At 74.1% G+C, this 20760-nt stretch carries 22 protein-coding genes; 13 read left to right on the plus strand and 9 right to left on the minus strand.

All coding sequences use genetic code 11. From position 1 onward, the window contains the following. Positions 1-7: 7 nt before the first annotated feature. Genes HGAM_RS19935 through HGAM_RS16935 form a run of 3 tightly spaced genes read right to left on the minus strand, consistent with a single transcriptional unit; the run spans position 8 to position 1878 of the window. Positions 8-178 carry a Trm112 family protein gene (locus tag HGAM_RS19935; protein ID WP_019143442.1) on the minus strand — a complete coding sequence of 57 codons (171 nt, stop codon included), beginning with the start codon at positions 176-178 and terminating at the stop codon, positions 8-10. Beyond that, positions 175-1539, minus strand: coding sequence for a phosphomannomutase/phosphoglucomutase (locus tag HGAM_RS00155; RefSeq protein WP_019143443.1), 1365 nt, complete (start codon positions 1537-1539; stop codon positions 175-177). The genes HGAM_RS19935 and HGAM_RS00155 overlap by 4 nt, the downstream gene beginning before the upstream one ends. A 3-nt stretch (positions 1540-1542) precedes the next feature. Beyond that, positions 1543-1878, minus strand: coding sequence for a DUF3499 domain-containing protein (locus HGAM_RS16935; protein ID WP_049798077.1), 336 nt, complete (start codon positions 1876-1878; stop codon positions 1543-1545). 62 nt (positions 1879-1940) lie between these two features. Here HGAM_RS16935 and HGAM_RS00165 point away from each other — a divergent pair, with 62 nt between their 5' ends. Further along, positions 1941-2387, plus strand: coding sequence for a peptidase (locus HGAM_RS00165; RefSeq protein ID WP_147543445.1), 447 nt, complete (start codon positions 1941-1943; stop codon positions 2385-2387). Between the two features lie 6 nt (positions 2388-2393). On the opposite strand, the gene HGAM_RS00170 is transcribed toward HGAM_RS00165, so the two are convergent. The 3 genes from HGAM_RS00170 to HGAM_RS00180 form a co-directional block, all read right to left on the minus strand. Next, positions 2394-3725 carry a DUF5719 family protein gene (locus tag HGAM_RS00170; RefSeq protein WP_019143446.1) on the minus strand — a complete coding sequence of 444 codons (1332 nt, stop codon included), beginning with the start codon at positions 3723-3725 and terminating at the stop codon, positions 2394-2396. Beyond that, positions 3722-6493: a glycosyltransferase gene (locus HGAM_RS00175; protein WP_019143447.1), complete on the minus strand. Its 2772-nt coding sequence runs from the start codon at positions 6491-6493 to the stop codon at positions 3722-3724. Before HGAM_RS00175 ends, HGAM_RS00170 begins: the two co-directional genes overlap by 4 nt. Positions 6494-6591: 98 nt before the next feature. Then, on the minus strand, positions 6592-6852 hold the full coding sequence (locus HGAM_RS00180) for a WhiB family transcriptional regulator (protein ID WP_049798078.1): 261 nt from the start codon (positions 6850-6852) through the stop codon (positions 6592-6594). 120 nt (positions 6853-6972) lie between these two features. Here HGAM_RS00180 and HGAM_RS00185 point away from each other — a divergent pair, with 120 nt between their 5' ends. The 4 genes from HGAM_RS00185 (at position 6973) to HGAM_RS00200 (ending at position 10030) form a co-directional block, all read left to right on the plus strand. After that, complete coding sequence (locus tag HGAM_RS00185; RefSeq protein ID WP_019143449.1) at positions 6973-7722, plus strand: 2-phospho-L-lactate transferase CofD family protein; 750 nt, start codon at positions 6973-6975, stop codon at positions 7720-7722. Beyond that, on the plus strand, positions 7719-8390 hold the full coding sequence (locus HGAM_RS16940) for a TIGR03089 family protein (RefSeq protein WP_019143450.1): 672 nt from the start codon (positions 7719-7721) through the stop codon (positions 8388-8390). The genes HGAM_RS00185 and HGAM_RS16940 overlap by 4 nt, the downstream gene beginning before the upstream one ends. Before the next feature lie 70 nt (positions 8391-8460). Continuing rightward, the gene (locus HGAM_RS00195) at positions 8461-9312 is read left to right on the plus strand and encodes an ABC transporter permease (RefSeq protein WP_019143451.1); all 852 of its coding nucleotides are present in this window, start codon (positions 8461-8463) and stop codon (positions 9310-9312) included. Beyond that, on the plus strand, positions 9305-10030 hold the full coding sequence (locus HGAM_RS00200) for an ABC transporter ATP-binding protein (protein ID WP_019143452.1): 726 nt from the start codon (positions 9305-9307) through the stop codon (positions 10028-10030). The genes HGAM_RS00195 and HGAM_RS00200 overlap by 8 nt, the downstream gene beginning before the upstream one ends. A 45-nt stretch (positions 10031-10075) precedes the next feature. On the opposite strand, the gene HGAM_RS16945 is transcribed toward HGAM_RS00200, so the two are convergent. After that, positions 10076-11530: an LCP family protein gene (locus HGAM_RS16945; RefSeq protein WP_019143453.1), complete on the minus strand. Its 1455-nt coding sequence runs from the start codon at positions 11528-11530 to the stop codon at positions 10076-10078. 152 nt (positions 11531-11682) lie between these two features. On the opposite strand from HGAM_RS16945, the gene HGAM_RS00210 reads away from it, so the two are divergent. From HGAM_RS00210 to HGAM_RS00220, 3 genes are read left to right on the plus strand one after another with little or no spacing between them, the layout of a single operon-like run. Next, entirely contained in the window at positions 11683-12801 is a 1119-nt protein-coding gene (locus HGAM_RS00210) for an LCP family protein (protein WP_019143454.1), read from the plus strand. 43 nt (positions 12802-12844) lie between these two features. Beyond that, positions 12845-13900, plus strand: coding sequence for an NAD-dependent epimerase/dehydratase family protein (locus HGAM_RS00215; protein WP_019143455.1), 1056 nt, complete (start codon positions 12845-12847; stop codon positions 13898-13900). Between the two features lie 48 nt (positions 13901-13948). Beyond that, entirely contained in the window at positions 13949-14776 is an 828-nt protein-coding gene (locus HGAM_RS00220) for a hypothetical protein (protein ID WP_019143456.1), read from the plus strand. Here the strand turns inward: HGAM_RS00220 and HGAM_RS16950 are convergent. Further along, positions 14773-15717: a DMT family transporter gene (locus tag HGAM_RS16950; protein WP_049798079.1), complete on the minus strand. Its 945-nt coding sequence runs from the start codon at positions 15715-15717 to the stop codon at positions 14773-14775. The two genes, HGAM_RS00220 and HGAM_RS16950, sit on opposite strands and share 4 nt — an antisense overlap. A 45-nt stretch (positions 15718-15762) precedes the next feature. Here HGAM_RS16950 and HGAM_RS00230 point away from each other — a divergent pair, with 45 nt between their 5' ends. From HGAM_RS00230 to HGAM_RS00240, 3 genes are read left to right on the plus strand one after another with little or no spacing between them, the layout of a single operon-like run. After that, a complete protein-coding gene (locus tag HGAM_RS00230; RefSeq protein WP_038951432.1) occupies positions 15763-16332 on the plus strand; it encodes a TetR/AcrR family transcriptional regulator in 570 nt (189 codons plus the stop codon). A gap of 10 nt (positions 16333-16342) precedes the next feature. After that, on the plus strand, positions 16343-16645 hold the full coding sequence (locus tag HGAM_RS00235; RefSeq protein WP_019143458.1) for a hypothetical protein: 303 nt from the start codon (positions 16343-16345) through the stop codon (positions 16643-16645). Positions 16646-16671: 26 nt separating this feature from the next. After that, on the plus strand, positions 16672-17076 hold the full coding sequence (locus HGAM_RS00240; RefSeq protein WP_019143459.1) for a hypothetical protein: 405 nt from the start codon (positions 16672-16674) through the stop codon (positions 17074-17076). Positions 17077-17133: 57 nt separating this feature from the next. Here HGAM_RS00240 and HGAM_RS00245 read toward each other — a convergent pair whose 3' ends face one another. Then, positions 17134-18297, minus strand: a complete 1164-nt coding sequence (locus HGAM_RS00245) for an acyl-CoA dehydrogenase family protein (RefSeq protein WP_019143460.1) — start codon at positions 18295-18297, stop codon at positions 17134-17136. A 107-nt stretch (positions 18298-18404) separates the two neighbouring features. On the opposite strand from HGAM_RS00245, the gene HGAM_RS00250 reads away from it, so the two are divergent. Together HGAM_RS00250 and mqo are read left to right on the plus strand one after the other, a co-directional pair. Then, positions 18405-19010, plus strand: coding sequence for a hypothetical protein (locus tag HGAM_RS00250; protein WP_019143461.1), 606 nt, complete (start codon positions 18405-18407; stop codon positions 19008-19010). A 178-nt stretch (positions 19011-19188) separates the two neighbouring features. Beyond that, on the plus strand, positions 19189-20700 hold the full coding sequence (mqo, locus tag HGAM_RS00255; protein WP_019143462.1) for a malate dehydrogenase (quinone): 1512 nt from the start codon (positions 19189-19191) through the stop codon (positions 20698-20700). Positions 20701-20760: the final 60 nt, after the last annotated feature.

The following is a 20760-nucleotide window of genomic DNA, read 5'->3' on the forward strand; positions in this document are numbered from 1 at the left end:
GGCCCGGTCAGCCGACCGGGCGCGCCTCGTCGATCAGCATGACCGGGATGTCGTCGCGCACCGGGTAGGCCAGCGCGCACGCGTTGCACACCAGCTCGCTGCGGTCGTCGTCGACGAACAGTGTCGAGCGGCACTGCGGGCAGACCAGGATGTCGAGCAGGCCCGGGTCGATGTTCATGCGGCGTCTCCAGATCGGATCAGGCCGAGCACCTCGTCGCGCACGCGCGCCATGGTCGCCTCGTCGGCACCCTCGACGTTGAGGCGCAGCAGGGGCTCGGTGTTGGACTTGCGGACGTTGAACCACCAGTCGGCGGCGGTCACCGTGAGGCCGTCGAGGGTGTCCTGGTCGTGCTCGGCGTACGTGCTGCGCAGCGTCTCCAGGACGGCGTCGGCGTCGTCGACGGTGCTGTTGATCTCGCCCGAGGACGGGTAGCGGTCGTACTCGGCCATGAGCTCGGACACCGTGCCCTCGGTCTCGGCGAGCGCGGCCAGGACGTGCAGGCCGGCGATCATGCCGGAGTCGGCGAGGTAGAAGTCCTTGAAGTAGAAGTGGCCCGAGTGCTCGCCACCGAAGACCGCACCGGTGCGGGCCATCTCGGCCTTGATCAGCGAGTGGCCGACCGGCGTGCGGACCGGCGTGCCGCCGTGCTCGGCGATGATCTCGGGCACCGCGCGCGAGCAGATGACGTTGTGCAGCACCGTGGCGCCGGGGTGCTCGCGCAGCGCGCGGGCGCCGATGAGGGCGGTGATGGCCGACGGCGAGACGACCGCGCCGCGCTCGTCGACCACGAAGCAGCGGTCGGCGTCGCCGTCGAAGGCCAGGCCGACGTCGGCGCCCTCGGAGCGGACGCGCTCCTGCAGGTCGACGAGCGTGCTGTGGTCGAGCGGGTTCGCCTCGTGGTTCGGGAAGCTGCCGTCGAGCTCGAAGTACATCGGCACCAGGTCGACGTCGAGGTCGGCGAAGACCGACGGGACGGTGTGCCCGGCCATGCCGTTGCCGGCATCGGCGACGACCTTCAGCCGGCGTCCGGTGACCGGGACCAGCTCGTGCAGGTAGGCGGCGTAGCGGCTGAGCGCGTCGACGGACTCGACGCCGCCGGTGACCGCCGGGGTCTGCTCGCGGTCGAGCAGCTCGCCGGCCCGGTCGGCGATCGCGCGCAGGCCGGTCTCGAGGCCGATCGGGCGGGCCCCGGCGCGGCACAGCTTGAGGCCGTTGTAGACCGCCGGGTTGTGGCTCGCGGTGACCATGGCGCCGGGCAGGTCGAGGTCGCCCGACGCGAAGTAGAGCATGTCGGTGGACGCCAGGCCGATCTCGACGACGTCGGCACCGGTGGAGCGGACGCCCTCGCCGAAGGCCCGGGCCAGCACCGGGGACGTGTCGCGCATGTCGTGGCCGACGACGACCTTGCCGCCGCCGGCGACGCCGACCTCGTGGGCGAAGGCCTCGCCGAGGGCGCGCGCGATGGTCGCGTCGAGCTGCTCGGGCGAGCGTCCGCGGACGTCGTAGGCCTTCACGATCGGTTCCAGCCGGGGGTCCATGGTCTACTCCTCGTCGTCGGGCGCGGGCACGAGCCGCAGCCCGGGGGAAGGCTCGGGGTTGGGCACCTGCCGGCCGGCCTCGCGGACGGCGTCGGCCAGGGCGAGCAGGTCGTCGTGCGACGGCTCCAGCGTGGCAGGGTCCGGCGCGAGCCGCAGCACGTCCCACCCGCGGGGGGCGGAGAGACGCTGCGAGTGCGCGGCGCACAGGTCGTAGGTGTGCGGCTCGGCATAGGTCGCGAGCGGGCCCAGCACGGCGGTCTGGTCGGCGTACACGTAGGTCAAGGTGGCGACGGCCGGCTCCGAGCAAGCCGTCCGGGTGCACCTGCGCTTCGTCGCCACCCGGGAAGGTTAACCGGCGAGGCCGACAGGGTGCGCACGCGGCGCGCCGTATGCTCGCCGGCGTGGACCTGTACAGGGGCGTGGTGGCCGGCCCGCGCGGCGGATCGATGCGCGACCGCCGCGGCCGCGGACGTCGCGGACCGGTCGCCCTTCCCGGTCCGCTCTCGCCGAGCAGCGTCCCCGTGCACCGTCCGCCGCGGGCCGAGTTCGACCTGCTGGTCGGCGACGCGCTGGACCAGCTGCGCCCCGCCTTCGAGCGCGAGGCGGCGGCCGTCGAGGTCGTCGTCGAGGAGGTGCCGATCCTGCCCGAGGAGTGGCAGGACGAGGTGCCGCTCAGCCTCGCGACCGAGCACGGCGGCACCCCGCGGGTCGTGCTGTTCCGGCTGCCGCTGACGCACCGCTCGACCGGACGCGAGGACCTCGTCGACCTGCTGCTCGACCACCTCGTCGACCGGCTGGCCGAGGTCTGGCAGGTGCCGCCGGACGACCTGGACCCGCGGCTCGGCTGAGCCGGGTCAGCGCGCCGGACGCAGGTCGGGCGCGGGCACGTCCACGGGCGCCGCGGCGAGCGTCAGCGTCGAGGCGCCGCTGCCGGACCGGTAGGCGACGGCCGCGTGCAGCTCGCCGTCCGGACGCACCTCGACCCAGGCCGCCCCGTCGCCGACCCGGCGCAGGTCGGTGACGGCGGTGGCACCGGCCGCGACCTCGACCGCGGCGGTGCCCACCTCGCGTCCGGCGGCGTCGCGCGCCACCAGGCGCACCGAGGCGGCCCGGCCGGGGGCGGAGAGCACCAGGTCGGCGCGCTGCCACGAGCCGATCGCCAGCGGCGCGACGGCCGGGCCGTCGAGCGCCGGCGCCGGGGCGGCGTCGGCGACGTCGCCGTTCGCGGCGGAGCGCACGGTGGCCACGAGCGGCACGTCGGCCCGCACCCGCAGCGAGACCACGTCGTCGCCCAGCGAGGCCGGCAGCGGCACGGCGGTGACGGCTCCGGCGCGGGCCTGCAGGTCCTCCAGCCCGGTCGGCGCGAACGTGCCGTCCGGGCCGAGCGCCTCGATCGTGACCGGCGTCGACGTGCCCGTCGGGTTGAGCAGCACGAGACGGCGGTCGCCGGGCACCACGCCGGTCACGACCTGGACCCGGCGCGCGGTCGCCACCGGAGTGACCACCTCGCGACCCGAGGCCGGCTCAGCGGCCCGGTCGCGCAGCGAGGCCGCGACCTGGCCCGAGCGCACGACGACCTGCACGGCGAGCTCGGACTCCCCCGCGGCCAGGTCGGTCAGGCGCACCGAGCGCGCCTCGCCCGGCTCGAGCGCGATGCCCGTCGTGCCGACGCCCTCGACCGGGCCCTGGGCTCCCCACAGCCGCAGGTCGACCACCGAGGAACCGCCGGACGTGCCGGTGAGCTGCAGCGTGGACTGGTGGTCCCCCGCCGCGCCGCCGCCGACCAGGTAGGGCGCCGAGGCGGCTGCCGCCCACGGACAGGCTGCCAGCTCGAGGCCGTCCTCGTCGGAGCGGGTGAACGCGACCGCTCCCGCCCCGCGCTCGTCGGTCGTGCGGACCGACACCGGACCGGACACCGTGCCCTCGGCCCAGGTGGTCGCCCCGCTGAGCGCCTCGACCGGCTCGCCGGCGGGCAGGACGGTGGCCTCGCGCCGGGCACCGTCGTGCACGGCGAGCGCCCCCGCCGCGACCCGGGTGCCGCCGGCACAGGCCAGCGTGCGGGCCTCGACGGTGAGGGTGTCGTCGCCGTCCGAGGACGTGCGGTCGGGCTCGGGAAGCAGCACGCCCGCGGCGACGAGCGCCGCGGCCACGAGCGGCCAGAGCAGGGCGCGGAGCCGGCCGGTCATCGCAGCACCTCCTTGCGGCGTCGGCGGACGGGGGCGGTCAGGACGACGGCGACGAGCCATGCCACCGCCAGCACGACGGCCACCACGGTGCGCCACCAGGAGCCGTCGGCGCTCGGCGGGGTCGCGCCCTCGAGCGTCCACACCCGGGAGGCGGGGTCGTCGCTGCCGGCGGCGCGCAGGTCGGGCAGCGCGTCCAGCCGTTGCGCGAGCGCCCGGTCGGCGTCGGGCAGGTAGACGGCGTCGACGCCGAGGTCGGCGAGCTCGGAGACCTGCGCGGCCCCGGTGCCGGCGACGAGCGCCTCGACCGTGGTGAGCAGGGCGTCCTGGCGCTCGGCGTCCGGACGCAGCGTCTCCTGGCCCAGGAACGGGCCCGCGCCGCGCACGACGTCGACCTGCATCGGGCCGTCGAGGGTGCCGGTGAGCACGAGCGTGGTGGCGTCACGGTCGGCGAGGTACGCCGGCACCGGGGTGTCGCGGTCGCGCTCGAGCGGGTCGCCCGCGCCGTGGACGACCAGCCAGGCGGCCGTGCCGAGCGGCAGGACGAGCGCCAGCAGGACGACGGGCACGGTCAGCGCCACGCGCAGCGGCCCGACCGCCTCGGCGGCCAGCAGGCACGCCACCAGCAGGGCGCCGACCCACAGCAGCGCCGGCAGGCCGGTCCACGCGGCGGCCGTCGCCGCGCCGGTGCCGGTGTCGACGGAGCTGAACAGGCCCACGACCGCCACGGCCAGGGCGACGAGCGCGGCGGACCACGCGACGACGACGGCGCGGCGCTCGCGGGCCGGGACGGCGAGGAGGGCGACGACGGCCAGGAGCAGCACCGGCGCGACGAGCCCGAGCGGGGCGCCCGCGTCCGAGCCCCGGCCCAGCGCGACGTCGATCGCCGAGGCGTCCGCCGGGAGTGGGAGTCCGGCCTCCCACCAGACCCGCGCGGGCGCGACGACGCGCTGCCACGTCCAGGGACCGACGAGCACCAGCGGCAGGACGACGGCCAGCGCGGCCGCGACCAGGAACGGCCGGGTGCGGCGCAACGCCAGGGCGAGGGCCAGCGGGAGCGCGAGCCAGAAGGCGACGGGGGCGAACGCGGTCGCGACGGCGACCCACACGCCGAGCGCCACGCCGCGCTGCCAGCGCGGCTCGAACCACAGCCGCACGGCCACGCCGGCCGCGATCGGCGCCACGACGGCGGTGACGAGCGTCCCGACCCGGCCCTCGGCGACCGCACCGGAGGCGGCCACGGCGGCGGCGTAGCCGAGCGCGGCGAGGATGCGCAGGCCGCGCCGGTCGGTGAACAGCCGGACGAACCGGTGGGCGGTGAGCGCGGCGAGGGGCACGGCCCCGAGCACCAGCACCGAGGTGACGAGCCCGGGCGCGAGCCACACGGGGGTGGCGACGACCGCGAGCAGCAGCGCGAGCACCGGGCCGGACCCGGACGTGCCCAGCCCGACGTCGTGCCCGCCGGAGAGGAACAGCTCCCACCAGCCGCCGGCCGTCCGCGGCGCGGGCAGCATCGCGCCGCCGTGCAGGTACGGCCCGCTCAGCAGGTCGCGGGACGCGACGCCCACCACGGCCAGCACGAGCAGGACGGTGAGCAGCCAGGGGCGTCGGCGCCACAACGACGGGCCGTCGTCCGGGACGTCGTCGGGCTCGGGGTCGAGCACCGAGCTGCGCCGTCCGGTGGTGACCATCGACTCGGGCCGCAGCAGCGCCGCCGCCCACTCGCGCACCGTGTCGAGCGCCCGCAGGTACGGCAGCCAGGGTGACGGGAACAGGTGGCGCAGGCGGGCGTGCGGGACGGTCTCGGCGGCGGCTCGCTCGGCCCGCGCCCGGCGGACCGACCGCGGGTGCAGGTAGACGTCGCGCAGCGCCTGCAGCTCGTCCCCCGCCTCCTCGGGCGCCTGGGCCAGCAGCAGGCCCAGCGTGCGCAGGAACGAGCCGACGAGCAGCCGCCACCAGGCGAGCGCGGCCCGGCGCCCGGTGGCGTGGGCCAGGGTGAGGAACAGCATCGCCCGCCGCTCCTCGTGCGGGCTCACGTCGCCGGTGCTGCGCGGACGCGCCCGCCGGGCGGTGGCCTCGGCGTGGAACAGGACGGCCGGCGGCGCGACCCGCACCCGGTAGCCGGCCCGGGCGGCGCGCCAGCCCAGGTCGAGGTCGTCGCCGAACATCGGGAAGTCGGCCGAGAAGCCGCCCAGCGCGTCCCACGCGTCGCGGCGCACGAGCATGCCGGCGCTGCTGACGGCCAGGACGTCGCGCGGCCGGTCGTGCTGACCGGCGTCCGGCTCGCCGGTCTCCAGCCCGGTCTCGCGGTGGGCCGTGCCGCTGACCGTCACGCCGACCTCGAGCAGGCGGCGCAGGGAGGGCCACTCGCGCAGCTTCGGGCCGACGACCGCGACGTCGTCACCGGCGGTCGTGGCCTCGTCGAGCAGCCGGGCCAGCGTGTCGGGCTCCACCGCGGAGTCGTCGTGCAGCAGCCAGATCCAGTCGGTGCGAGGCAGTTGCTCGACCGCGAGGTCGACCGCGGCCCCGAAGCCGGTGCCGGACGGGGCGTAGCTCAGCCGCTCGTCGCCGAAGGAGGCGCGCAGCAGGTCGCCGCTGCCGTCGGTCGAGGCCACGTCCACCGCGTGCCACGCGGTCGGGGCGTGCTCCATGGTCGCGATCGAGCCGAGCACGGTGGGCAGCCAGGCCATGCCGTCGTGGGCGACCAGGACCGCAGCGACGGTCGGCGGGTCCTCGAGCCAGGCGCGGGGGTCATCGGGCTCGTCGAACACCCGGCGAGCGTACAAGCCCGCGCCCAGGTGGGCACGGGCTCGGGGAGGGGGCGGGTCGGGCAGGGGTCAGCGCACCGGCAGCGCGCCGGCGGCGACGCTCAGGCGCGCTTCTTCAGCTTGCGTCGCTCACGCTCGGACAGACCGCCCCAGATGCCGAAGCGCTCGTCGTTCTCGAGCGCGTACTCCAGGCACTCCGTGCGGACCTCGCAGGTCGTGCAGACCTTCTTGGCCTCGCGCGTCGAGCCGCCCTTCTCGGGGAAGAACGCCTCGGGGTCGGTCTGGGCGCACAACGCACGCTCCTGCCAGGAGAGCTCTTCAGCGTCTTCCAGAGGCAGGTCCACACCCAGATCGAATGACATGGATGAAATTACAGTCCTGCGACACGGCCTGAGTCAAGCCGAACGCCGAAATATCATGGCGACCCGCCGCAGAACCACCCCGACACGCCGTGCGAACACGTCTTTGGCACGATGGCGGGCATGCGCGTCACCGTCCTCGCCGGGGCCGAGTCAGCCCCCTTCGTGCGCGAGCTGGCCTCCCTCCTCCCCGGTCACGACCTCACCGTCGTGGCCTCCGTCGCCCGCGACCAGTGGGTGCACGGGCTCAAGCGGACGCCGGACGCCGACGCGCTGCTCGACGGCCTGCGCGCCGAGCCGGCGCCGGCCACCAGCCGGGTCGCCGAGGAGCTCGCCGCTCTCGGTGCCGAGCCGCGCTGGGCCCACGACGACGACGCCACCCTCGCCCGCCAGGTGCTGCGCACCGAGCTGCTCGCCGCCGGCTTCGGGCTGGCCGAGGTGACCGCCGCCCTGTCGTCGCGGCTCGGGCTCCCGGCCACCGTCGTGCCGGTCTCCGAGCACCGCACCGAGCTGCACGTCGTGGTCGCCGACGGTGACGACCGCAGGGCCGTCCACGTCGAGGAGCACCTGGCCATCGGCACCGCGGCGGCCGAGGCCCTGGTCGTGGTGAGCACGGACGACTCCGCCTGCGACGCCGCGCTGGCCGCCGTCCGCGACGCCGACGTCGTCGTCCTGGCCCCGGTCGGGCCCACCGTCACCCGGACGCCGCTGCTGCGGGCCGGGGGCCTGCGCGACGCCCTCGCGGCACGGCCGCAGCCGCTGCTCGCCGCCCCCGAGGCCGACGACCCGCTCGCGAGCCTCGCCGACCCGCTCGACCTGCCGGCCACCGCGATCGGCTCGGCCGCCGACGTCGCCGCGGCGGTGCGGGCATGACCGCGCTCACCACGCTGCTCGGCCGTCGCCGCGAGCCGGGCCGCCCGTTCGTCACCTACTACGACCTCGGCAGCGGTGAGCGCGTCGAGCTGAGCGCCGTCACCACCGCCAACTGGGTGGCCAAGACCTGCGGCCTGCTGGTCGACGACCTCGACGTCGAGCCCGGCACCCGGGTCCGGCTCGGCCTGCCCACGCACTGGGAGCGCGTGGTCTGGGCGCTCGCGTGCTGGCAGGTCGGCGCCGTCGTCGTCGACACCGACGCCGCGATCGGCGTCACCGGACCCGAGCTGGACGCCGACGAGGACGTCCGCGTCGCGCTGTCGCTGCGTCCGCTCGGCCTGCCGTTCGAGTCGGCCCCCGAGGGGTTCCTCGACTTCAACAGCGTGGTGGCCGGGCACCCGGACGTCTTCGTCGCGCTCGACGAGCCCGGCGAGGACGACCTCGCGCTCGGGCTCGGCGGGCTCGTCATCAGCCACGCCGCGCTCGTCGCCGGGGCCGGCGCCGACCGGGCCCGCCGCCTGCTCGTGGACGCCGACCTGGCCGCCGAGTGCGCCGCCGTGGTCGCCGCCGCGGCCGGCGAGGGCAGCCTCGTCCTGGTCACCGGCGGCACCGCCGCGGACGTCGCGCGCGTCGCCGCGCAGGAGCACGCCGAGCCGGTCCGGCCGTGACCCCATGCCCTAGACTCGGCGCGGTCCCGGCTCCGTCCGGCCCCGCATCCCCTCGCACGAGTAGGAATCCATGAACCTGGCAGCGTACGCGGAGCAGCACGGCCTCGGCCGGGTCGGCGCCCGTCCCCCGCTCGGGGCCTACCTGCGCGAGACCTGGCGCCGGCGCGAGTTCATGTGGCTGCTGGCCCTGTACCGCGTCCGGGCCGACAACCAGCGCAATCAGCTGGGCCTGGCCTGGGTCGTCCTGCGCCCGATCATCAACGCCGTCGTCTACGGCACGGTCTTCGGCCTGATCATGGGCGGCGCGAAGCCCGACCGGTTCATCGAGTTCCTCATCGTCGGCGTCTTCTTCTTCGAGTTCTTCTCGCGGACGTTCACCAGCGGCGCGAAGTCGATCACCAGCAACCGGGCGCTCGTCCAGAGCCTGCGCTTCCCGCGCATCGTGCTGCCCATGGCCCGGGTGCTCGAGGAGCTCGTGCTCTTCCTGCCCACGCTGGCGGTGCTGCTGATCTTCGTCACGGTGAGGGGCAACACCCCGCAGTGGCACTGGCTGCTGCTCGTCCCGCTCGTGCTGCTCTACGCGATGTTCAACGTCGGGCTCACCCTGATCACGTCGCGGCTGTCGGTGCACCTGAGCGACCTGAGCGAGATCCTGCCGTTCATCAGCCGGCTGCTGTTCTTCTCCACAGGCATCTTCTTCGACCTCGAGAGCCGCTTCGAGGGCAACGAGGTCGCGCTGCGGATCCTGGACTTCCAGCCCCTGCACGAGCTGCTGACGCTCGCCCGCGGCCTGCTGCTCGACGGGCAGTACACGATCGACAACCCGTGGTACTGGATGTACTTCGCGGTGTGGTCGGTCGCCCTGCTCGTCGTCGGCATCGTGTTCTTCTGGCAGGCCGAGGAGCGGTACGGACGTGACTGAGATCCTCCCGGGCCGTCGCCCGTCCGTCGTGGTGGAGCACGTCTCGGTCGACTATCACGTCAAGACCGGACGCAAGGGCCCCGACGGCAAGCGCGCGCCGCGCACGCGCACGGTCAACGCGCTCAAGGACGTCTCGTTCGTCGCGTACGAGAACGACAGCATCGGCGTCATCGGCACGAACGGCTCGGGCAAGTCGACGCTCATGCGCGCGATCGTGGGGCTCACCCCGGTCTCGGGCGGCGCGATCCACGCCAGCGCGAACCCGAGCATGCTCGGCGTCGGCGCGTCGCTGATCAAGGACCTGCCGGGCTCGCAGAACATCATCCTCGGCGGGCTGGCCATGGGCTTCACCCGCGACGAGATCGAGGCCGCCTACGACGACATCATCGAGTTCTCGGGCCTCGGCGAGTTCATCGACCTGCCGATGCGCACCTACTCCTCGGGCATGACCGCGCGGCTGAAGTTCGCCATCGCGACGGCGCGCACCCACGAGATCCTCATCGTGGACGAGGCGCTGGCCGTCGGCGACAAGCAGTTCCGCGAGCGCAGCGAGGCCCGCATCCGCGACATCCGCGACCAGGCCGGCACGATCTTCCTGGTCAGCCACTCGATGACCTCGATCCTGGACACCTGCAACCGGGTGCTGTGGATCGAGAAGGGCGAGCTGCTCATGGACGGCGAGCCCGAGCCGGTCATCGAGGCCTACCGGGAGCGCTGAGACGCTCCCCTGCCGGCGCGCCCGCGGGCCCGCCCGGCTCCTGCGTCAGCAGGCCTTCTGCAGGTCGTCGGACTGGTTCGCCCGGCGCGGGTCCTTGCGCGGGTCGGCGCCCTCGACGGTGATCTTCGGCTTCGACAGCGGCGACAGGGTCGCGTTGCGGACGCCGTTCGACGAGTACGTCCCCTCCGACTTCGCCACGGCCTGGTGCACCATGCGGCGCACCTTGTCGAAGTCCGGGTCGCTGGTGTTCACCTGCGGCGGGACGATCGAGACCGACGAGACCTTCGCCTTGCGCGCCTTGAGCGCGAGGTCCAGGAAGGTGCCGACGTCGCCCTGCGGGATGCTGGTCTCGAAGAACGACTCGGCCGAGTCGGCGATGGCGTCGAGCTTGGTGAGCACCTTCTCCGGGCTGAGCTGGCCGAGCATCTCGGTCATGATGCACTTCTGCCGGCCCATGCGGGAGTAGTCGTCGTTGTCGACGCGGCTGCGGGCGTACCAGGTGACCTGGCGGCCGGTGAGGTGGCGCCGCCCCTCCTTGATGTAGCCGGTGACCGGGGCGCCGATGCCGCCGATGGCGGTGCGCTCCTTGACGTCCAGCGTCACGCCGCCGAGCGCGTCCACGAGGTTGGCGAAGCCGTTCATGTTGATGATCGCGTAGTAGCCGATGTCCAGGCCGGTGGTCTCCTCGACCGCCTCGACCGTCGCGTCCATGCCGGGATGCTCGGTGTCGAACAGGTCGGCGTGGTCGTTCGCCCAGGTGTTGACGCCGTTGAGGTAGCAGTCGGCCTCGCAGGAGAACCCGTCGGGGAACTGCTCGTGCATGACCGTGCCCTCGGGGAACGGGACGTCCTGCAGGTTGCGCGGCAGGCCGACGAGCACGGTGCGTCCGGTCTCGGCGTCGATCGAGGCGACGTTGATCGAGTCCGGGCGCAGGCCGACGCGGCCCTTGCCGGAGTCGCCGCCGAGCAGCAGGACGTTGTAGCGGCCGTCGGCGGCCTTGCCCTCGGCCGCCTTGCTGGCCGCGCCGGACCCGGTGACCGAGCCGATGAGCTTCTGCTGGGCCGAGACGGTCTGCGACGCCAGGATCATGGTCGCGGCGACGCCGATGCACAGCGCGCCGTTGAGCCCGGCGACGACGGCGCGGTGCCCGCGGCGCAGGTCGTGCGGGGCGCCCAGGCGCCAGGCGTCGATGAGCAGGCCGGCCCAGGCGACGGCGCCGACGATCAGCAGCAGGCGCAGCGGACGCATGACCCAGCCGTCGGTCAGCAGCGTGAGCACGGTGGCGCGGTCGACGAAGTAGACGACGACGGCGGCGACGGCCAGGGCGATGACGGTGAGCCAGACGCGGATCGCGAGACGCCCGACCCGGCGGTTGCCGGCGACGACCTGGGCGGACCCGGGCATCACCAGCGTCATCGCGGTCAGGGTGAGCGCGCGGCGGAACCGGACGGCCGCCGAGCGGTCGGCCGTGTGGGCGCTGGAGCTGATGACGTCGGGCATGGGTCCTCTGCGTGCGTGGGGAAGGTGTCGAGGTCTGGTCAGTATCCCCACGAACCCTCAACCTCGGGTCGAGGGCGCGCCGGGACACGCCGCAACTTTTCGCGCTGCCGCGCTGCCCGGACGTCCGTGACCGGTCCGGTACCCTCGGCGCCATGCCCAGCGGCCCCGACGAGAAGCGCTACGACTGGCTCTACGACGACGGGACCTCCCGTCCCGCGCCGCGTGCCGCCGACGAGCTCCCCCCGCCCGACCTCCCGCCGCCCGGACGCAAGGCCGGCGCGACCCGCGACCGCGGCGCCGGCGACGGCGGACGTCCGCGCAAGCGTCGCGTCCGCGTCGGCCGCATCGTCGCGCTGGTGGTCGTGGCCTGGATCGTCTTCCTGGTCGCCGTGCCCGTGTGGGCCTGGAACCAGGTGACCCGCGTCGACGCGGACCCGGACGAGCGCCTGGCCGACCAGCCCGGCACCACCTACCTCGTCGTCGGCTCCGACAGCCGCAAGGGCCTGAGCCAGGACGAGCGCAACAAGCTCAACACCGGCGGCGACGTCGGCGAGCGCACGGACACGATCATGCTGCTGCACGTCGGCGGGGGCCCGTCGCTGCTCATGTCGATCCCGCGCGACTCGCCGGTGGACATCCCCGGCCACGGCGAGAGCAAGATCAACGCCGCGTACGCCTACGGCGGCCCTGAGCTGCTGGTGAGCACGATCGAGGAGAACACCGGCATCCGGGTCGACGACTACGTCGAGATCGGCCTGGGCGGCCTGGTGAACCTGGTGGACGCCGTGGGCGGCGTCGAGATCTGCCCGGAGGAGGACCTGAAGGACCGCGACTCCGGGCTCGACGTGAAGGCCGGCTGCCAGGAGGCCGACGGCGTGACGGCGCTGGCGTACTCGCGCAACCGGCACAGCTTCGCCACGCAGGACATCCAGCGGGTGCAGAACCAGCGCGCCGTGATCGGCTCCATCGGGTCCGAGCTGCGCTCCCCCAGCACCGTGCTGAACCCGTTCCGGTACCTCTCGGTCGCCAAGGGGGGCGCGACCGCGCTGACCATCGGCGACAACGTCGGTCCGGTGTCGCTGGCCCGGTTCGCGCTGTCGCTCTCGTCGGTGATGGGCGGCGACGGCCTGAACTGCACCGTGCCGCTGGCCGACTTCTCGGCGCGGTGGGACAAGCAGCGCTCGGAGAAGATGTTCGACCTCATCGCCACCGACCGCACCGAGGACGTCGGCAGCCTGTGCACGAAGGACGGCCTGCCCGCCGGCGAGTGACCCCGGCGGTTTGACCGCTCGCGTCCGGGGGCACCGGCCGGGCATGAAGATCGTCGTCACCGGAGCCACCGGCAACGTCGGCGGCGCGGTCGTCCGGGCGCTCGCCGCCGACGACCGTGTCACCGAGATCCTGGGCCTGGCCCGACGCCTGCCGGACGCCGGCGCGCCGAAGACCACCTACGCGGTCGCCGACGTCGGCGAGGACGACCTCGCGCCGTTCTTCGCCGGGGCCGACGTCGTCATCCACACCGCGTGGCTGTTCCAGCCGACGCACTCGCCGACCGTAACGTGGCAGGCGAACGCCGTCGGCAGTGTCCGCGTCTTCGAGGCCGCCGCGCAGGCCGGCGTCGGCGCGCTCGTCCACACGTCCTCGGTCGGGGCCTACTCCCCCGCGCCGGGCCGGACGGTGGACGAGTCGTGGCCCACGCACAGCCAGCCGCACGCCGCCTACGGACGCGAGAAGGCGTACGCCGAGCGCGCGCTCGACGCCCTGGAGGCGGCGCATCCCGACCTGCGCGTCGTGCGCATGCGGCCGTGCTTCATCCTGCAGCGCAGCTCGGCCTCGGCCCAGAAGCGGCTCATGGCCGGACCCTTCGTGCCCACCGCGCTCGTGCGGCCCGGGCGCCTGCCCGTCGTGCCGTGGCCGAAGGGCATGACCCTGCAGACCATGCACACCGACGACGTCGCCGAGGCGTTCCGGCTCGTGTCGCTCGACGAGCGGGCGCGGGGCGCGTACAACGTCGCCGCCGGCCCGGTCATCGACGCCGAGACGTTCGGCCGGGTGATGGGCGCGAAGGTCGTGCCGGTGCCGGACGTCCTGACCCGCTCGGCGCTGTCGGCCCTGTGGCACCTGCACGTCGTCCCGGCCGAGCCGGCCCTGTTCGACCTGCTGCGCAGCCTGCCGCTGCTGGACGCGTCGCGGCTGCGGTCGCTCGGCTGGGCCCCGCGGGTCCCGGCCGACGAGGCGCTGCGCGAGGTGCTGCACGGCATGGCCGACCACGCCGGCGGCGCGTCCCCCTCGCAGGCCGCGGACGCGGCGACCACCCGGGCCGACGAGGTGCGCACCGGCGTCGGCGAGACGTCCACCCCGGAGGGCTAGCCGGCCGGGACGGTCCGGAGCGACCCGCTGCGCGCCTAGCCTCGGAAGATGACCGAGAAGGACGACACCGCGGGCCGCGTCCCGGCGTGGAAGCGGCCGTACCTGCTGGCCACGCTCGTCTTCGGCACGGCCTGCCTGGTCGCGGGCGCCGTCGCCGTCTTCACGACCGACAACGAGCTGGGGTCGGCGTCGCTCGTCGCGGCCGGCGTGGTCGTCGCCGGGTTCGGCGTCTTCGGCGACCGCGTCCGGTCGGTCGAGGCCGGCGGGGTCAAGCTCGGCCTGGAGCAGCGCGCCGAGCAGGACTTCGTCGCGGCGGCGCAGGCCCGGGCCACCGGCGACGTCGAGCGGGCGTCCCGCCTGGAGCGACGCGCCGCCATGCTGCGGGCGACCGCGGCGGCGGTGGGCACCCGCTACGAGCACCTGCGATCGTCCCAGCCGTCCGGCTGGGACCGGACCAAGCAGCTCGAGGCGGTCATGCAGAGCGCCCGCGAGATGGAGACCTCCGACCTGTCGCCGTCGGACGTGGAGGACGTCTTCGACACCGACGGCGAGGGCAACCGGGTCGTCGCCCTCGCCCTGATCGAGCGCGACCCCCGGCTGGCCACGCTCGAGGTGCTCAAGCAGGCCATGGTCCACAGCCGCTCGTCGTTCGAGCAGTACCACGGCCTGTCGGCGGCGGAGGCCGCCCTGCCGTTCCTCGCCGCCGACGACCGGCTGCGGCTGCGGCGCGCCGTCGAGGCGCTGCTCATCGGCCCCCTGGGCGACCGGACGTCCGACCGGCGGACCGTGGCGCGCCGGATCCTCGAGGCCACCCGGGCCGACGAGGAACGCTTGGGCGTCGGCCGCGAGCCCGGCTCGCCGGACCCGCGCGGCTAGGCGGGCGCGGCGACCGCCGTCCGGCGCCGCGCCGTCGCGGTGGCCGCGGCGACGAGCGTGAGGGCGAGCCCGGCGACCGTCACGGCCGTCAGCGGCTCGCCGAACATGAGCGCGCCCCAGACGCTGGTCACCGGCGCGACGAGGAACATCAGACTGTTGACCGGCACCACGCCGATGCGCTCGACCAGCAGCCAGTACAGGCCGTAGCCGCCCAGCGTCGCCAGCACGACCAGCCAGGCGGTGGCCAGCCAGAAGTCGCGCGAGGCCGGCGGCACCGCGGTGCCGGTGAGCACCGCGGCGCTCGTGAGCAGCACCGCGGACGTGGCGGCGTGGACGGCCAGGGCGGTCAGCGGCGGCGTCGCCAGCCCCGCCCGGCGCTCCACGATCGTGGACGCGAGCAGGCTGAGCATGCCGCCCAGCGGCACCGCGTAGGCCCAGGCCGGGACGTCCCCGGCACCGGACGTGGCGTCGGCCCACGAGACCAGCAGCACGCCGGCGAGACCGAGCCCGAGGCCGGCCCACTGGCGTCCAGTGACCGCCGCACCCAGGAGCGGGCCGACCAGCACGGCGGCCACGAGCGGCTGCACGCCGTCCACGAGCGCGGTCGTGCCCGAGCTGACGCCCAGGTCGATCGCGCCGTAGACGGTGAGCAGGTAGCAGGTCTGCGAGAGCACGCCGACGACGACGTGGACACGGACGGCCCGCCACGACAGTCGGGCACCCGGCCGGGTGCGGCGCCCACGCTCCAGCCGCCAGGCCAGGGGCAGGAGCAGCAGCGCGGCCGGGAGCGCCCGCCACATCAGCAGGGTCGTCGGCGCCGCCTCCCCCGTGCCGAGCTTGGCGCCGACGAAGCCGGACGACCAGCACACGACGAACAGGGCCGCCAGACCCGCCGAGACGAGGCCACGAGGAGCCCGCGGTATACCGATCGGTGTAGTCATCCCTCGAATATACCGATCGGTCTACTGCCCCGCTATTCTCGGAGCATGACGATCGACTGGACGCCTAAGGCGCACGCCGTGCTCGACGCCGCGTCCGCGCTGTTCTACGAGCACGGCATCCACGCCGTCGGGGTGGACGCGATCGCCGAGCGGGCCGGGGTCACGAAGAAGACGCTGTACGACCGCTTCGGCTCGAAGGACCGCCTGGTCGCCGAGTACCTGGCTGCGCGCGACACGCGCTGGCGCGCGCAGCTGGACGCCCGGCTGGCCGACGTCGGCGCCGACCCGCTCGAGCGGCTGCGTGCCGTCTTCGACGCGGCCGCCACGTGGGCCCGGGCCGAGGGCAGCCGCGGCTGCGCCATGATCAACGCCCACGCCGAGATCGCCGAGGACCACGTCGCGCACGAGACCACCGCCCGGCAGAAGGCCTGGACCCGCGACCTGTTCGTCACCATCGCCGCCGACGCCGGCGCGTCCGACCCGGCGGCCCTGGGCGAGCAGCTGATGCTGCTGCACGAGGGTGCGGTCGTCACCGCCGGCCTGCACGCGATGGACGCCCCGTTCGCCCGCGCCCTGGCCGCCGCCGAGACGCTGCTCGCCGCCGCGTCGCGGTAGCCTGCCGACCGTGATCGAGCCGAGCGCCCCCGCCCGCGACGTCTTCGTCCTCTCGCTGGAGCGGCACGCGCACCAGGGATGGCGCCGGCTGCGGCTGCTCGCCTGGTCGGCGCTCGCGCTCGTCTCGCTCGGCGCGGTCGACACACCGTCGGTGGGCGAGTTCGTCCTGCGCCGCCGCGCCGACGGCGTCGAGGTGCTGCGCATGGACGCCGAGTCCCAGGAGGAGACGAGCATCCTGCAGCACGAGCTGGAGTCCCAGCTCGACACCCTCACGGCCGGCGCCCTCGCCGAGCGCTGGAGCTTCGCGCTCTAGACCGCGGGCGCTCGTAGCCTGGGCCGATGACGCGCTTCGCCATCGACGCCGCCACGCTGCTGCACGTCGTCGAGTCCGGCCTCGTCCTGGGCGAACAGCACCAGCTGGTCGCCCCACGCTCGGTGCGCACCGGCGCCCTGCAGCTGCTGCTGGACGACGTCCGGGCCGGACGCCGCACCGAGCAGGACGCGCGGGCGCTGCACGACCCGGTGACCGAGCTGCGGTTCCGCGCCCTGGGCGACCGGGTCACCCGTGGGGTCGGCTGGCGCCTCGCGCTCGAGCACCAAGGACTGAGCGTCGCCGCGGCCGAGCACGTGGCCGTCGCCCGCCAGCAGGCCGACGTCCTCGTCACGACCGACCCTGCGCTCGTGGCGGCCGCCGAGGGCGTCGTCCCCGTCGTCGGGCCGCAGGCCCTGCACGACGCCACCTGACCCGGACGCACGAGGGCCCCGCGGCCGACACGGTCGCGGGGCCCTCGCGGGCGGGCGTCAGAGCTTGGACTGGACGCCGGCGAGCAGCTGGCGGGCCATGACGATGCGCTGCACCTGGTTGGTGCCCTCGTAGATCTGGGTGATCTTCGCGTCGCGCATCATGCGCTCGACCGGGTAGTCGCTGGTGAAGCCGTAGCCGCCGAGCAGCTGCACGGCGTCCGTGGTCACCTGCATGGCCACGTCGGAGGCGAACGCCTTGGCCGCGGCGCCGAAGAACGTCAGGTCCTTGTCGCCGCGCTCGGAGCGGCCGGCCGCGGCGTAGGTGATCTGCCGCGCGGCCTCCACCTTCATGCCCATGTCGGCGAGCATGAACTGGATGCCCTGGTTGTCGCTGATCGGCTTGCCGAACTGCTTGCGCTCCTGGACGTAGCCGAGCGCGTAGTCGAGCGCGCCCTGCGCGACGCCGACGGCCTGCGCGGCGATCGTCACGCGGGTGTGGTCGAGGGTCTGCATGGCGTAGGCGAAGCCCTTGCCCTCCTCACCGATGAGCCGGTCGGCCGGGATGCGCACGTCGTCCAGGTAGACCTCGCGCGTCGGCGAGCCCTTGATGCCGAGCTTCTTCTCCTTGCCGCCGAACGAGACACCCGGGTCGGACTTCTCGACGACGAACGCGCTGATGCCCTTGCTGCGCTTCTCCGGGTCGGTCATCGCCAGGACGGTGTAGTACTCGGACTCGCCGGCGTTGGTGATCCAGCGCTTCACGCCGTTGAGCACGTACGCGTCGCCGTCGCGCACCGCGCGGGTCTTCTGCGCCGCGGCGTCCGAGCCGGCGTCCGGCTCGCTGAGGCAGTACGAGAACCCGCCGTCGCCGCGGGCGAGCGCGCCGAGGTACTTGGCCTTGAGCTCCTCGCTGCCGCCGATCTGGACCGGGAGCGAGCCGAGCTTGTTCACGGCCGGGATGAGCGAGGCGGAGACGTCGACGCGGGCGACCTCCTCGATGACCAGCACGGTCGCGAGCGCGTCGGCACCGGCGCCGCCGTACTGCTCGGGCACGTGCGGGGCGTGGAAGTCGGCGGCCAGCAGCGCGTCGGCGGCCTCCTGCGGGAAGCGGGCCTGCTCGTCGACGTCGGCGGCGTGCGGGGCGATCTTGGCCTCCGCGAGCGCGCGGACGGCCTCGCGGATCGCCTGGTGCTCCTCGGAGAGGGCGAAGAAGTCGGACACGGGTTCTCCCAAAAGGTAGGACGACCTAGTAATCGTATCCGCGCCGCCCACGGCGCCCGCAGCGCCTCCGGGGTGCGCGGCCGCCCCCAGCCCCGGAGGGTGGACGCATGACGCGCTCCTTCACCGGCCACATCGCCGGCCTGGGCACCACCAGCGGCACCCGGCTCGTGCTCGGCCACTGGCTGACGAGCCCGTTCGGGTCGTTCGCCGACGTGATGGTCGAGGAGCCCGACGGCGTCCGCACGCTCGTCGCGCCGAGCACCGAGCTGGGCGACTTCGTGGCGTCCACCTACACGTTCGACCGGATCGTCGTGGAGCCGGTCGACGTCGTGCCGGGACCGACGTGGCGGGTCTCGACCCCGTCGCTCGAGCTGTCCTTCGAGGTCGGACGCCGACACCCGGTCGCCTACCCGCTGCGGCTCGTCCCGGCCGCGCTCGGACGTTCGCAGGGCTGGGCCCGGGCCGTCGACCCCGTCGCCCGCCGGCTCATGCGCGGCGTGCGCACCCACGGCAGCGCCGGCAACGGCGACCGGGTCGAGTGGTACGCCGCCCGGGACGTCCACCGCCTGCGGTCGGCGTCGGCCCGCTGGGCCGGCACCGACCTGGGCACCATGGCCCCCGTCGACCCGCCGGTGCGGTTCGGCTTCGGCTCGGCGCCGCGGACACCCACGCTGACGCACCTGACGTCGTACGTCGCCGACCGGGCTCAATAGCACCTCAACGACAGGGTGCGCCACCGCTACGCGACCCAGAACACTCCAACGCGACGAAGATCACACCACCTGGCGGCGAGTCTTCCGGCGAAGCGAGCGACACTGGAGGGGAGGGTCCTGCCGTGCCGTAGCCCCGGATCCTGACACCTGTCGTCGAATGCGGAAGTTGGTTTCCTGCGTGTCCGAGAGCGCGAACGTACCGGCCGTCTCCACCCCCTCGTCCGTCTCGCCGGGCACCACCGACGTCCTGCTGGTCGGCGCGGGCATCATGAGCGCCACCCTCGGCACCCTGCTGAAGATGCTGCAGCCGGACTGGACGATGAGCGTCGTCGAGCGCCTGTCGCAGCCCGCGCAGGAGAGCAGCGACCCGTGGAACAACGCCGGCACCGGCCACTCGGCCCTGTGCGAGCTGAACTACACGCCGCAGAAGGCCGACGGCAGCGTCGACGTCAGCAAGGCGATCACGGTCAACGAGCAGTTCCAGCTGTCGCGCCAGTTCTGGTCGTTCGGCGTCGAGAACGGCCACCTGGCCGCTCCGTCGAGCTTCATCAACTCCGTCCCGCACGTCAGCTTCGTCACCGGCGAGGCCGACGCCCAGTACCTGCGCAAGCGCTACGACGCGCTCGCCGGCAACCCGCTCTTCGCGGGCATGGAGTACGTCGACGACTCCGCCGAGTTCGCCAAGCGCCTGCCGCTCATGGCCCAGGGCCGCGACGCCGCGCAGAAGGTCGCGCTCAACTGGAGCGACAACGGCACCGACGTCGACTTCGGCTCGCTGACCCGCCAGCTCGTCGCCAACCTGTCGCAGCGCGGCGCGGACGTCCGCTACGGCACCGAGGTCGTCAAGCTCAGCCGTGACGGCGAGGGCTGGGCGGTCACGCTCCGCGACCTGGCCACCAAGACCAAGACCCGCGTCCGCGCGCGCTTCGTGTTCGTCGGCGCCGGCGGTGGCGCCCTGCACCTGCTGCAGAAGTCGGGCATCAGCGAGATCAAGGGCTTCGGCGGCTTCCCGGTCAGCGGCCAGTTCCTGCGCTGCCTGGACTCCTCGATCGCCGAGCAGCACGACGCCAAGGTCTACGGCAAGGCCGCGGTCGGCGCCCCGCCGATGTCGGTGCCGCACCTGGACACCCGCGTCATCGACGGCCAGCGCTCGCTGCTGTTCGGCCCGTACGCCGGCTGGTCGCCCAAGTTCCTCAAGGCCGGCTCGGTCACCGACCTGCCGCGCTCGATCCGCCCGAACAACCTGTTCTCGATGCTCGGCGTCGGCCTGAACTCGTTCTCGCTGACCAAGTACCTCATCGGCGAGCTGCTCAAGGGCCAGGAGAAGAAGGTCGACGCGCTGCGCGACTTCGCCCCGCTCGCCGAGTCCGGCCAGTGGGAGCTCATCACCGCCGGCCAGCGCGTCCAGGTGATCAAGCGCAACGGCGCCAGCGGCACGCTGGAGTTCGGCACCTCGGTGGTCAACGCCGCCGACGGCTCGATCGCTGGCCTGCTGGGCGCCTCCCCCGGCGCGTCCACCGCGGTCGCCGCGATGCTGGACGTCCTGGAGAAGTGCTTCCCCGACCGCATCGACGGCTGGCGCCCGCAGCTCAAGGAGGTCGTGCCGTCCTACGGCGTGCACCTGCGCGAGAACCCGTCGCTGCTGGCCGACCTGCGCGCCTACACCGACAAGACGCTGCAGCTCGCCTGAGCCGCTGACGAAGGGCCCCTCCCGCGCGGGAGGGGTCCTTCGTCGTCCCCCGGGACGGCT

The organism is Aeromicrobium massiliense JC14 (assembly GCF_000312105.1).
In the GTDB taxonomy this organism is placed as follows: domain Bacteria; phylum Actinomycetota; class Actinomycetes; order Propionibacteriales; family Nocardioidaceae; genus Aeromicrobium; species Aeromicrobium massiliense.

What these genes read in the sequence shown, in the direction of transcription:
- HGAM_RS00215 (WP_019143455.1), top strand. Translation starts at nt 12,845, where the DNA reads ATGAAGATCGTCGTCACCGGAGCCACCGGCAACGTCGGCGGCGCGGTC.
- HGAM_RS00210 (WP_019143454.1), top strand. Translation starts at nt 11,683, where the DNA reads ATGCCCAGCGGCCCCGACGAGAAGCGCTACGACTGGCTCTACGACGAC.
- HGAM_RS00230 (WP_038951432.1), top strand. Translation starts at nt 15,763, where the DNA reads ATGACGATCGACTGGACGCCTAAGGCGCACGCCGTGCTCGACGCCGCG.
- HGAM_RS16940 (WP_019143450.1), top strand. Translation starts at nt 7,719, where the DNA reads ATGACCGCGCTCACCACGCTGCTCGGCCGTCGCCGCGAGCCGGGCCGC.
- HGAM_RS00250 (WP_019143461.1), top strand. Translation starts at nt 18,405, where the DNA reads ATGACGCGCTCCTTCACCGGCCACATCGCCGGCCTGGGCACCACCAGC.
- HGAM_RS00155 (WP_019143443.1), bottom strand. Translation starts at nt 1,539, where the DNA reads ATGGACCCCCGGCTGGAACCGATCGTGAAGGCCTACGACGTCCGCGGA.
- HGAM_RS16945 (WP_019143453.1), bottom strand. Translation starts at nt 11,530, where the DNA reads ATGCCCGACGTCATCAGCTCCAGCGCCCACACGGCCGACCGCTCGGCG.
- HGAM_RS00170 (WP_019143446.1), bottom strand. Translation starts at nt 3,725, where the DNA reads ATGACCGGCCGGCTCCGCGCCCTGCTCTGGCCGCTCGTGGCCGCGGCG.
- HGAM_RS00240 (WP_019143459.1), top strand. Translation starts at nt 16,672, where the DNA reads ATGACGCGCTTCGCCATCGACGCCGCCACGCTGCTGCACGTCGTCGAG.
- HGAM_RS19935 (WP_019143442.1), bottom strand. Translation starts at nt 178, where the DNA reads ATGAACATCGACCCGGGCCTGCTCGACATCCTGGTCTGCCCGCAGTGC.
- HGAM_RS00180 (WP_049798078.1), bottom strand. Translation starts at nt 6,852, where the DNA reads ATGTCATTCGATCTGGGTGTGGACCTGCCTCTGGAAGACGCTGAAGAG.
- HGAM_RS00195 (WP_019143451.1), top strand. Translation starts at nt 8,461, where the DNA reads ATGAACCTGGCAGCGTACGCGGAGCAGCACGGCCTCGGCCGGGTCGGC.
- HGAM_RS16950 (WP_049798079.1), bottom strand. Translation starts at nt 15,717, where the DNA reads ATGACTACACCGATCGGTATACCGCGGGCTCCTCGTGGCCTCGTCTCG.
- HGAM_RS00185 (WP_019143449.1), top strand. Translation starts at nt 6,973, where the DNA reads ATGCGCGTCACCGTCCTCGCCGGGGCCGAGTCAGCCCCCTTCGTGCGC.
- HGAM_RS00220 (WP_019143456.1), top strand. Translation starts at nt 13,949, where the DNA reads ATGACCGAGAAGGACGACACCGCGGGCCGCGTCCCGGCGTGGAAGCGG.